The organism is Cellulomonas sp. ES6, assembly GCF_030053835.1.
Taxonomy (GTDB): domain Bacteria; phylum Actinomycetota; class Actinomycetes; order Actinomycetales; family Cellulomonadaceae; genus Cellulomonas.
Genome location: NZ_CP125655.1, coordinates 3,303,662 through 3,313,057, shown reverse-complemented (window position 1 = coordinate 3,313,057; position 9,396 = coordinate 3,303,662). Strand labels below are relative to the sequence as shown.

Sequence of the window (9,396 nt, the reverse complement as noted above, 5' to 3'; positions counted from 1 at the left end):
CGCACACGCGCTGACGTCCCTGATTCGGCAGGCAACCGTGTCCGGTTGAGCCACCTTTGACCCGGCTTGGGTGCTATCACCCGGGTGATCCGCGTCACCCGGTGGGGTGGCGGGCGGGCGCCGTCAGGCCAGCGGCGCGACCGTGACCCCGCGGGCGGCGAGCTCCGCCGCCCCGCCGTCCACCGCCGTCAGCACCCAGATCCCGCCGTCGAGCAGCGCGACGGTGTGCTCCCAGTGCGCGGCCCGCGACCCGTCGACCGTCACCACGGTCCAGTCGTCCTCGAGCACCTCGGTGCCCGACCCGCCACGCGTGACCATCGGCTCGATCGCCAGGCACATCCCGGGGCGCAGCCGCGGCCCGCGGTCACGGGTGCGGTAGTTCGGCACGTCGGGCGGCTGGTGCATCGCCGACCCGATCCCGTGCCCGACGTAGTCCTGCACGATCCCGAACGTCCCGCCCGTGGCCTCCAGGCAGCGCTCCACGGCGTCGCCGACCACGCCGAGCCGATCGGCCACCGGGTCCCCGGACGCGAGCGCGGCGATGCCGTCCCACATGGCGAGCTCGGTCACCGCCGCGAGCTCGGCGTCCGCCGGGTCCGCCTCGGGGAGCACGAGCGTCAGGGCCGAGTCGCCGTGCCAGCCCTCGACGATCGCGCCGCAGTCGATGGACACCACGTCGCCGGGCTCCAGCACGCGGCCCGACGGGATGCCGTGCACCACCTCGTCGTTCACCGACACGCAGATGGTCGCCGGGTAGTCGTAGTACCCGAGGAACGACGGCTCCGCGCCGGCGTCCGCGATGACCGCCGCCGCCGCGGCGTCCAGGTCCGCGGTCGTCACCCCGGGCGCGCGCCGCGGCCCGCGCCGCCGCCAGGGCGTCCGCGACCACCAGGCCCGCACGCCGCATGAGCAGCACCTGCTCCGGCGTCTTCAGCTCGATCCGCTCACGTCCGAACACGAGGAACCCCGCCGTCAGCCGACGCGGGTCGCCAGGGCCTCGACCAGGCGCCCGGTGACCTCGTCGACCTCGCCGATGCCGTCGACCTGCAGCAGCAGGCCGCGCTCGGCGTACACGCCCGAGATCGGCGCGGTCTGCTCGGCGTACACGTCCAGCCGGTGCCGGATGACCGGCTCCGTGTCGTCCGCGCGGCCCTCGATCTGCGCGCGCTTCAGCAGGCGCTCCACCACGACGTCGGCGTCCGCGGTGATCTCCAGCGCGGCGTCCAGCGTCAGGCCCTGGTCCGCCAGCACGGCGTCGAGCTCCGCGACCTGCGCCACGTTGCGGGGGTAGCCGTCGAGCAGGAAGCCCTGCGCGGCGTCCGGCTGCGCGAGCCGGTCCCGCACCATCGCGTTCGTCACCGAGTCCGGCACCAGGGCGCCGCGCGCGGTGTACTCCTGCGCGGTGCGGCCCAGCTCGGTGCCGCCCTTGATGTTCGCGCGGAAGATGTCGCCGGTCGAGATGGCCGGGACGCCCAGCCGCTCGGCGAGGCGGACGGCCTGCGTGCCCTTGCCGGCCCCGGGCGGACCCAGGAGGACGAGGCGAGCGCTCATCGGAGGAACCCTTCGTAGTGCCGCTGCTGGAGCTGCGACTCGATCTGCTTCACGGTCTCGAGGCCGACGCCCACCACGATGAGGATCGACGAGCCGCCGAACGGGATGTTCGTCCCGACGCCGAGCACGATGAACGCGATCGTGGGGATGAGCGCGACGAGCGCGAGGTAGATCGACCCGGGCGCCGTGATGCGGGTGATGACGTAGTCCAGGTACTCGGCCGTCGGGCGGCCGGCGCGGATGCCGGGGATGAACCCGCCGTACCGCTTCATGTTGTCCGCGACCTCGTCCGGGTTGAACGTGATCGCCGTGTAGAAGTAGCAGAAGAAGATGATCAGCAGGACGTACAGCGCGATGTGCAGCGGGGCGTCCGTGGCCGCGAGGTTGTTCGCCACCCACTGCTTCCAGCCCGCGGTCTGGTCGCCGAACCCGGCCAGCAGCGCCGGCACCTGCAGCAGCGACGACGCGAAGATCACCGGGATGACGCCGGCCATGTTGATCTTGATCGGGATGTACGTGGAGGACCCGCCGTACATGCGGCGGCCGACCATGCGCTTGGCGTACTGCACCGGCACGCGGCGCTGCGACTGCTCGACGAAGACGACCAGCGCGATGACCAGCACGATGATCGCCATCACGACGAGGAACGCGCCGATGCCGCCGGAGCCGCCCGCGATCGACCACATGGCGCCCGGGAAGGACGCGGCGATCGAGGTGAAGATCAGCAGGGACATGCCGTTGCCGACGCCGCGCTCGGTGATGAGCTCGCCCAGCCACATGATGAGGCCGGTACCCGCGGTCATCGTGATGATCATGACGAGCGTCGTGACGATGCCGCCGTCCGGGATCACGTCGACGGTGCAGCCCGGGAAGAGCTGGCCGTTGCGCGCCGTGATGATGACGGTCGTCGACTGCAGGACCGCCAGGCCGATCGTCAGGTAGCGCGTGTACTGCGTGAGCTTCGCGGTGCCGGACTGGCCCTCCTTGTGCAGGGCCTCGAAGTGCGGGATGACCACGCGCAGCAGCTGGATGATGATGCTCGCCGTGATGTACGGCATGATCCCGAGCGCGAACACCGACAGCTGCAGCAGCGCACCGCCGCTGAACAGGTTCACCAGACCGAGCAGCGTGTTGTCCTCGCCGACCTGGTCGATGCAGACCTGCACGTTCGGGTAGGACACGCCCGGCGTCGGCAGGAACGAGCCGAGACGGAAGACGACCATGATCCCGATCGTGAACAGCAGCTTGCGCCGCAGGTCGGGTGTCCTGAACGCCCGCACGAATGCGCTGAGCACGTGTCCTCCTGCTCCGCCGAAGCGGGATGTCGTGGAACCGGCCGGCCTGCGGGTGAGGCGACCACGTCGGGCGAGCGTCGCCGCTCGCCGCCCTGCCGCACCCTAACGGACTTCCGTCGGGGATCCGGCATGCCCGGACGTCACCGCGCCCGGGGCGGGAAGCCGAACGGGGCCGGCAGGGGCATGGTGCCTCCGCCGACCCCGTTCGCTGGGATCAGTCCTGCGCGACGCTGCCGCCGGCAGCCAGGATCTTCTCCTTGGCCGAACCGGAGTACGCGTCGACGGCCACGGACAGCTTGACCGTGAGCTCGCCGGTGCCGAGCACCTTGACCGGGGCGCCCTTGCGGACGGCACCCTTCGCGACCAGGTCGGCGACGGTGACGTCGCCGCCCTGCGGGTACAGCGCCGACAGCTTGTCCAGGTTCACGACCTGGTACTCGACCCGGAACGGGTTCTTGAAGCCGCGGAGCTTGGGCAGCCGCATGTGCAGCGGCATCTGCCCGCCCTCGAAGCGGTCCGGCACCTGGTACCGGGCCTTGGTGCCCTTGGTACCGCGACCGGCGGTCTTGCCCTTGGACGCCTCACCACGACCCACGCGGGTCTTGGCGGTCTTGGCGCCCGGAGCCGGACGCAGGTGGTGCACCTTGAGGGTGCCGCCCGCGCCCACCTCCTCGGCGGGCTTCTCGGCCTTGGCGGCGGCCTTCGGGGCCTTCGCCGGAGCAGCCTTGGCCTTGGCGGCCGGCTTCTCCTCCGCCGCAGCCGCCTCGGCCTTGGCCTTGGTGGTGCGGGCAGCGGGCTTCTTGGCGGCCGGCTTCTCGGCGGCGGCCGACTCGGTCGCCGTCGCCTTCTTGGCGCGCGTGGCCTTGGGAGCCGCGGCAGCGTCCTTCTCGACCTTCTCGGTCTCCTTCTCCGCCATCGTCACTCCACCTCCTCGACCGCGACGAGGTGCGTCACCGTCTTGACCATGCCGCGGATCTCAGGGCGGTCCTCCTTGACGACGACGTCGCCGATCCGCTTCAGGCCCAGGGTGCGCAGCGTGTCGCGCTGGTTCTGCTTGCCGCCGATGGCGGACCTGGTCTGGGTCACCTTGAGGCGGGCCATCACGCACCCACCTTCTCGGTCTTGGCCGCGCGCCCCGCAGCCTGCGCCTTGAGCATCGGCGCCGGGGCGACGTGCTCGAGCGACAGACCACGACGGGCGGCGACGGCAGCCGGCTCCTCGAGACCCTTCAGCGCCGCGACCGTGGCGTGCACGATGTTGATGGCGTTGGAGGAGCCGAGGGACTTCGACAGGATGTCGTGCACGCCGGCGCACTCGAGCACCGCGCGCACCGGACCACCGGCGATCACACCGGTACCCGGCGACGCGGGACGCAGGAAGACGACACCGGCGGCGGCCTCACCCTGGATGGGGTGGGTGATGGTGCCCTGGATGCGCGGGACGCGGAAGAAGTTCTTCTTCGCCTCCTCGACACCCTTGGCGATCGCCGCGGGCACCTCCTTGGCCTTGCCGTAGCCGACGCCGACCGTGCCGTCGCCGTCACCCACGACCACGAGGGCCGTGAAGCTGAAGCGGCGGCCGCCCTTGACGACCTTGGCGACGCGGTTGATGGACACGACGCGCTCGAGGAACGCGCTCTTCTCGGCGGCGTCCCCGCGACGGCCGTCGCGACGACCACCGTCGCGGCGGTCACCGCCGCCCTGGGGAGCGCCCGTGTTGCTGCGCTGAGGAGCAGCCATCAGTGGATCCTCTTCTTCGATGCGGGAATGGTCGTCGTCACAGCGCCAGGCCGCCTTCGCGAGCGGCGTCGGCGACCGCGGCCACCCGACCGTGGTACTTGTTGCCGCCGCGGTCGAAGACCACCGCGTCGATGCCGGCGGCCTTCGCGCGCTCGGCGATCAGCTCGCCGACCTTGCGGGCCTTGGCCGTCTTGTCGCCCTCGGCGCCCCGCAGGTCCGCCTCGAGCGTCGAGGCGGAGACCAGCGTGCGACCCACGGCGTCGTCGACGACCTGCGCGACGAGGTTGCGGTTCGACCGGGTGACGACCAGGCGCGGACGCGCGGCGGTGCCGGCGACCTTCTTGCGCAGCCGGAGGTGGCGGCGCCGACGGGCCTTGAACTTGCCCTTACCGATGATGGTGATCGCCATGGCTCACTTACCAGCCTTTCCGACCTTGCGGCGGACGTTCTCGCCCGCGTAGCGCACACCCTTGCCCTTGTACGGCTCGGGCTTGCGGATCTTGCGGATGTTCGCGGCGACCTCGCCCACCTGCTGCTTGTCGATGCCCGCGACCGAGAACTTGGTCGGGGACTCGACGGCGAAGGTGATGCCGGCGGGCGGCGTCACGGACACCGGGTGGCTGAAGCCGAGCGCGAACTCGAGCGCGTCACCCTTGGCCGTCACGCGGTAACCGGTGCCGACGATCTCCAGCTTCTTCTCGTAGCCGGCGGTGACGCCGGTGACGAGGTTCGCCAGCAGGGTGCGCGTGAGGCCGTGAAGCGACCGCGAGAGGCGCTCGTCGTTCGGACGGGTGACCACGAGGGCCCCCTCGCCGTCGCGCGCGACCTCGATGGGGGACGCCACGGTGTGCGTGAGGGTGCCCTTGGGGCCCTTCACCGTCACCACGGCGCCGTTGATGTCGACATCCACGCCGGCCGGGACCGGGACGGGGATTCTGCCGATACGAGACATTGGCTAGCTCCTTTCCGTCTCGGACTTACCAGACGTAGGCGAGGACTTCCCCACCCACGCCCTTCTTGGCGGCCTGCTTGTCCGTCAGGAGACCCGAGGACGTGGACAGGATCGCCACGCCCAGGCCGCCGAGGACCTTCGGCAGGTTGGTGGACTTCGCGTAGACCCGCAGACCGGGCTTGGACACGCGCTTGATGCCGGCGAGCGCACGCTCGCGGCTCGGGCCGTACTTCAGCTCGACCACGAGGTTCTTGCCCACACGGGCGTCCTCGACGGTCCAGCCGGAGATGTAGCCCTCGGCCTGAAGGATCTCCGCGATGTGCGACTTCAGCTTCGAGTACGGGATGCTCACCGTGTCGTGGTGAGCCGAGTTCGCGTTACGCAGACGCGTGAGGAAGTCTGCGATCGGGTCGGTCATCGTCATGGGGGCGTTCTGCCCTTCCTCGCCGTGGTTTCCGCGGAGCCGCCCGTGGGCGGGCCGCCGCGGACCTACGACGTCGTTGTTACCAGCTGCTCTTGGTCACGCCCGGGAGCTGGCCCGCGTGGGCCATCTCGCGCACGCAGATCCGGCACAGGCCGAACTTGCGGTACACCGAGTGCGGACGGCCGCACCGCTGGCACCGGGTGTAGGCGCGCACGGCGAACTTCTGCTTGCCCGCGGCCTTGTTGATCAGGGCGGTCTTCGCCATGTCAGTCCTCCTTGAAGGGGAAGCCGAGGTGCTTCAGGAGCGCCCGGCCCTCCGCGTCGGTGGTGGCGGTGGTGACCACCGTGATGTCCATGCCGCGGACCCGGTCGATCTTGTCCTGGTCGATCTCGTGGAACATCGACTGCTCGGTCAGGCCGAAGGTGTAGTTGCCGTGGCCGTCGAACTGCTTGGCCGACAGGCCGCGGAAGTCGCGGATGCGCGGCAGCGCGGTCGACAGCAGGCGGTCCAGGAACTCCCAGGCACGGTCGCCGCGCAGCGTGACGTGCGCGCCGATCGGCATGCCCTCACGCAGCTTGAACTGCGCGATGGACTTGCGGGCCTTGGTGACCTGCGGCTTCTGACCCGTGATCTGCTGGAGGTCGCGGATGGCGCCCTCGATCAGCTTCGAGTCCTTCGCCGCGTCGCCGACGCCCATGTTCACGACGACCTTCACCAGGCGCGCGACCTGGTTCACGTTCTCGTGCTGGAACTCCTCGCGGAGCGCGGGACGGATCGCCTCGTTGTACCGCACCTTCAGGCGCGGCACCGGGTACGCCCGGGTGGTCTCGTCGATGGCGGTCATCAGATGTCCTTACCGGAGCGCTTGGACGACGCGGACCCGGACGGTGCGGGTGCGGCCGTCGCGCTCGACCTGCTCGGTGCGGTAGCCGACCCGGGTGCCGCGCTTGGTCTCCGGGTCCACCAGCATCACGTTGCTGATGTGGATCGGGGCCTCGACGGTCTCGATGCCGCCGGTGCGGGAGCCACGCTGGCTCTGGCCGACCTTGGTGTGCTTGGTGACCCGGTGGATGCCCTCGACGACGACGCGGTCGCGGTCGGTGAGCACCTCGAGCACCCGGCCCTGCTTGCCCCGGTCCTTGCGGGAGCCGGAGATGACGACCACCAGGTCGCCCTTCTTGATCTTCGCCATGGTCAGAGCACCTCCGGAGCCAGCGAGATGATCTTCATGAACTTCTTGTCGCGCAGCTCGCGGCCCACGGGACCGAAGATGCGGGTCCCGCGCGGCTCGCCGTCGTTGCGGAGGATCACCGCGGCGTTCTCGTCGAACTTGATGTACGACCCGTCGACGCGCCGGCGCTCCTTGCGGGTGCGCACGACGACCGCCTTGACGACGTCGCCCTTCTTGACGTTGCCGCCCGGGATCGCGTCCTTGACGGTGGCGACGATGACGTCACCGATACCGGCGTAGCGACGGCCGGACCCACCGAGAACGCGGATGCAGAGGATCTCCTTCGCACCCGTGTTGTCGGCGACCCGAAGTCGCGACTCCTGCTGAATCATCTACAGAACTCCTGTCGTCTGCCGGTTCTCGCGCACTGGCGAGCCTGGCCGAACGGATATGTGGTGAGGAGGGCGGGACTTTCGCCTTCTCGAGGATCTCCACCAGGCGCCACCGCTTGGTGGCGGACAGGGGCGGGTCTCCATGATGAGGACCAGGTCGCCGACGCCGGCGGTGCCGGCCTCGTCGTGGACCTTGACCTTGCTGGTCCGCCGGATGACCTTGCCGTAGAGCGGGTGCTTGACCCGGTCCTCGACCTCGACCACGACGGTCTTCTGCATCTTGTCGCTGACCACGTAGCCGCGCCGCGTCTTGCGGTAGGGACGCGCCTCCGCGACAGCGGTGGTGGTCTCGTTGCTGTTCTCGCTCATCGAGTCCTCACTCGCTCGCACTCGGGGCGGTCCGGATGCCGAGCTCGCGCTCGCGCAGGATCGTGTAGATCCGGGCGATGTCACGACGCACGGCCTTGAGGCGGCCGTGGCTCTCGAGCTGACCGGTGGCCGACTGGAAGCGCAGGTTGAACAGCTCCTCCTTGGCCTTCTTCAGCTCGGCCACGAGACGCTCGTCGTCGAAGGCGTCCAGCTCGGTGGGAGCCAGGTCCTTGGTGCCGATAGCCATCTCAGTTACCACCCTCGCGAACCACGAAACGGGTCTTCATCGGGAGCTTGTGCTGCGCGCGGCGCATGGCCTCGCGAGCCAGCGGCTCCGGGACGCCGGCGAGCTCGAACATCACTCGGCCGGGCTTGACGTTGGCGATCCACCACTCGGGCGAGCCCTTGCCGGAACCCATGCGGGTCTCGGCGGGCTTCTTGGTGAGCGGCCGGTCCGGGTAGATGTTGATCCAGACCTTGCCGCCACGCTTGATGTGGCGGGTCATGGCGATACGAGCAGCCTCGATCTGCCGGTTCGTCACGTAGGCGGGCTCCAGGGCCTGGATGCCGTACTCGCCGAACGCGATCGAGGTGCCACCCGTCGCGGCGCCGGAGCGCCCGGGGTGGTGCTGCTTGCGGTGCTTCAGCCGGCGCGGGATCAGCACGGCTCAGGCCTCCGTTCCGGTCTCAGGAGCCGACTCGGCAGCAGCGGCGGCCGGGGCGGCCTCGGCCGCGGGGGCCTCGGTGCGCTCCGGGCGACGGCCACCGCCGCGCGGGCCACGGTCACCGCGGTCGCCACGGTCCCCACGGGGGCCGCGGGACTGACGCGGGGCCTGCGTGGCCTGCTCGCGCGCGAAGTCACGCTCGGTCATGTCGCCCTTGTAGACCCAGACCTTCACGCCGATGCGGCCGAAGGTCGTGCGGGCCTCGAAGAAGCCGTAGTCGATGTTCGCGCGGAGCGTGTGCAGCGGCACCCGGCCCTCGCGGTAGAACTCCGTGCGGCTCATCTCCGCGCCGCCGAGGCGACCGGAGACCTGCACGCGGATGCCCTTGGCGCCGGCGCGCTGCGCGGACTGCATGCCCTTGCGCATCGCACGACGGAACGACACACGCGAGGCGAGCTGCTCCGCGATGCCCTGCGCGACCAGCTGGGCCTCGATCTCGGCGTTCTTGACCTCGAGGATGTTCAGCTGGACCTGCTTGCCGGTGAGCTTCTCGAGCTCGCCGCGGATGCGGTCCGCCTCGGCGCCGCGGCGGCCGATGACGATGCCCGGGCGCGCCGTGTGGATGTCGACGCGGACGCGGTCACGCGTGCGCTCGATCTCCACCTTGGCGATGCCCGCCCGCTCCAGGCCGGTGCCCATCAGCTTGCGGATCTGCACGTCCTCGCGGACGTAGTCGCGGTAGCGCTGACCCGGCTTGGTCGAGTCGGCGAACCAGCGCGACCGGTGGTCGGTGGTGATGCCCAGGCGGTACCCGAGCGGGTTGACCTTCTGTCCCAC

14 protein-coding genes and 3 pseudogenes are annotated in these 9,396 nt (G+C 70.3%); all 17 read right to left on the bottom strand.

Annotated features, from left to right (window positions below; genetic code table 11):
- Nucleotides 1-123: 123 nt before the first annotated feature.
- The 17 genes and pseudogenes from map to rpsC all read right to left on the bottom strand — a co-directional run bounded on the left by map (nucleotide 124) and on the right by rpsC (nucleotide 9,396).
- Nucleotides 124-958, bottom strand: a pseudogene (gene map / locus P9841_RS15485) (type I methionyl aminopeptidase).
- A gap of 14 nt (nucleotides 959-972) precedes the next feature.
- Entirely contained in the window at nucleotides 973-1,551 is a 579-nt protein-coding gene (locus P9841_RS15480; RefSeq protein WP_283319495.1) for an adenylate kinase, read from the bottom strand.
- Entirely contained in the window at nucleotides 1,548-2,846 is a 1,299-nt protein-coding gene (gene secY / locus P9841_RS15475; RefSeq protein ID WP_283319494.1) for a preprotein translocase subunit SecY, read from the bottom strand. Before secY ends, P9841_RS15480 begins: the two co-directional genes overlap by 4 nt.
- Nucleotides 2,847-3,060: 214 nt before the next feature.
- The gene (rplO, locus tag P9841_RS15470; protein WP_283319493.1) at nucleotides 3,061-3,762 is read right to left on the bottom strand and encodes a 50S ribosomal protein L15; all 702 of its coding nucleotides are present in this window, start codon (nucleotides 3,760-3,762) and stop codon (nucleotides 3,061-3,063) included.
- A gap of 2 nt (nucleotides 3,763-3,764) precedes the next feature.
- Nucleotides 3,765-3,947, bottom strand: a complete 183-nt coding sequence (rpmD, locus tag P9841_RS15465) for a 50S ribosomal protein L30 (RefSeq protein WP_013117860.1) — start codon at nucleotides 3,945-3,947, stop codon at nucleotides 3,765-3,767.
- Complete coding sequence (rpsE, locus tag P9841_RS15460) at nucleotides 3,947-4,585, bottom strand: 30S ribosomal protein S5 (protein ID WP_283319492.1); 639 nt, start codon at nucleotides 4,583-4,585, stop codon at nucleotides 3,947-3,949. The genes rpmD and rpsE overlap by 1 nt, the downstream gene beginning before the upstream one ends.
- Before the next feature lie 37 nt (nucleotides 4,586-4,622).
- A complete protein-coding gene (rplR, locus tag P9841_RS15455; protein WP_222170243.1) occupies nucleotides 4,623-4,994 on the bottom strand; it encodes a 50S ribosomal protein L18 in 372 nt (123 codons plus the stop codon).
- A 3-nt stretch (nucleotides 4,995-4,997) separates the two neighbouring features.
- The gene (gene rplF, locus P9841_RS15450) at nucleotides 4,998-5,537 is read right to left on the bottom strand and encodes a 50S ribosomal protein L6 (protein ID WP_283319491.1); all 540 of its coding nucleotides are present in this window, start codon (nucleotides 5,535-5,537) and stop codon (nucleotides 4,998-5,000) included.
- 25 nt (nucleotides 5,538-5,562) lie between these two features.
- Complete coding sequence (gene rpsH / locus P9841_RS15445) at nucleotides 5,563-5,961, bottom strand: 30S ribosomal protein S8 (RefSeq protein WP_222170245.1); 399 nt, start codon at nucleotides 5,959-5,961, stop codon at nucleotides 5,563-5,565.
- 79 nt (nucleotides 5,962-6,040) lie between these two features.
- Entirely contained in the window at nucleotides 6,041-6,226 is a 186-nt protein-coding gene (locus P9841_RS15440) for a type Z 30S ribosomal protein S14 (protein ID WP_122147680.1), read from the bottom strand.
- Between the two features lies 1 nt (nucleotide 6,227).
- A complete protein-coding gene (rplE, locus tag P9841_RS15435) occupies nucleotides 6,228-6,806 on the bottom strand; it encodes a 50S ribosomal protein L5 (protein WP_283319490.1) in 579 nt (192 codons plus the stop codon).
- Nucleotides 6,806-7,154, bottom strand: a pseudogene (gene rplX, locus P9841_RS15430) (50S ribosomal protein L24). Before rplX ends, rplE begins: the two are co-directional and overlap by 1 nt.
- Nucleotides 7,155-7,156: 2 nt before the next feature.
- Entirely contained in the window at nucleotides 7,157-7,525 is a 369-nt protein-coding gene (gene rplN, locus P9841_RS15425; protein WP_213281382.1) for a 50S ribosomal protein L14, read from the bottom strand.
- Between the two features lie 79 nt (nucleotides 7,526-7,604).
- Nucleotides 7,605-7,894, bottom strand: a pseudogene (gene rpsQ / locus P9841_RS15420) (30S ribosomal protein S17); the annotation flags it as partial.
- Between the two features lie 7 nt (nucleotides 7,895-7,901).
- Complete coding sequence (rpmC, locus tag P9841_RS15415; protein ID WP_109130752.1) at nucleotides 7,902-8,141, bottom strand: 50S ribosomal protein L29; 240 nt, start codon at nucleotides 8,139-8,141, stop codon at nucleotides 7,902-7,904.
- A 1-nt stretch (nucleotide 8,142) separates the two neighbouring features.
- Nucleotides 8,143-8,559, bottom strand: a complete 417-nt coding sequence (gene rplP, locus P9841_RS15410; RefSeq protein WP_154728249.1) for a 50S ribosomal protein L16 — start codon at nucleotides 8,557-8,559, stop codon at nucleotides 8,143-8,145.
- A 3-nt stretch (nucleotides 8,560-8,562) separates the two neighbouring features.
- A complete protein-coding gene (rpsC, locus tag P9841_RS15405; protein WP_222170247.1) occupies nucleotides 8,563-9,396 on the bottom strand; it encodes a 30S ribosomal protein S3 in 834 nt (277 codons plus the stop codon).

Bases quoted from the DNA above. Each gene is read 5' to 3' on its own strand.
- rplE (WP_283319490.1), bottom strand. From the start codon at position 6,806: ATGACCGCCATCGACGAGACCACCCGGGCGTACCCGGTGCCGCGCCTG.
- P9841_RS15440 (WP_122147680.1), bottom strand. From the start codon at position 6,226: ATGGCGAAGACCGCCCTGATCAACAAGGCCGCGGGCAAGCAGAAGTTC.
- rplN (WP_213281382.1), bottom strand. From the start codon at position 7,525: ATGATTCAGCAGGAGTCGCGACTTCGGGTCGCCGACAACACGGGTGCG.
- rpmC (WP_109130752.1), bottom strand. From the start codon at position 8,141: ATGGCTATCGGCACCAAGGACCTGGCTCCCACCGAGCTGGACGCCTTC.
- rplR (WP_222170243.1), bottom strand. From the start codon at position 4,994: ATGGCGATCACCATCATCGGTAAGGGCAAGTTCAAGGCCCGTCGGCGC.
- rplO (WP_283319493.1), bottom strand. From the start codon at position 3,762: ATGGCGGAGAAGGAGACCGAGAAGGTCGAGAAGGACGCTGCCGCGGCT.
- rpsH (WP_222170245.1), bottom strand. From the start codon at position 5,961: ATGACGATGACCGACCCGATCGCAGACTTCCTCACGCGTCTGCGTAAC.
- rpsE (WP_283319492.1), bottom strand. From the start codon at position 4,585: ATGGCTGCTCCTCAGCGCAGCAACACGGGCGCTCCCCAGGGCGGCGGT.
- rpmD (WP_013117860.1), bottom strand. From the start codon at position 3,947: ATGGCCCGCCTCAAGGTGACCCAGACCAGGTCCGCCATCGGCGGCAAG.
- rplF (WP_283319491.1), bottom strand. From the start codon at position 5,537: ATGTCTCGTATCGGCAGAATCCCCGTCCCGGTCCCGGCCGGCGTGGAT.
- P9841_RS15480 (WP_283319495.1), bottom strand. From the start codon at position 1,551: ATGAGCGCTCGCCTCGTCCTCCTGGGTCCGCCCGGGGCCGGCAAGGGC.